We start from the raw sequence: 252 nt of genomic DNA, 5'->3' as shown, positions 1-252 counted from the left end.
GAGTTAAAAATCCATTGGCCCGCTGGCTGGGATCATGGGATTTTAGCGAAAGACCGATCTGCACAATGCCAAACCCCAGCAAAATCATGCCAATGGCCCGTATAAGTCCAAAAATAAATGTACTCAAATTGTTCACCACCGCAATGGGGTCTTTTGCTGCAAAAGCGGTTGCCGTTCCTACAGTCATTAAAAACACGACCGCTATATAAACCCCAAAACCGATTCTAAGCGTTCTTCCCATCCGTGACGTTT

At 45.6% G+C, this 252-nt stretch carries 1 protein-coding gene; it reads right to left on the bottom strand.

The annotated features are described in order from the left end of the window. Positions 1 to 241: glutamyl-tRNA amidotransferase (locus tag NE619_RS18355; protein ID WP_330640871.1), on the bottom strand; the 241-nt coding region annotated here is incomplete at its 3' end. Between the last annotated feature and the right edge of the window lie 11 nt (positions 242 to 252).

It is taken from the genome of Anaerovorax odorimutans (genome assembly GCF_024459955.1).
In the GTDB taxonomy this organism is placed as follows: Bacteria; Bacillota; Clostridia; order Peptostreptococcales; family Anaerovoracaceae; genus Hominibacterium; species Hominibacterium odorimutans_A.
The sequence above is the reverse complement of the archived record's forward strand: the minus strand, read 5'-3'. Positions and strand labels throughout refer to the sequence as shown.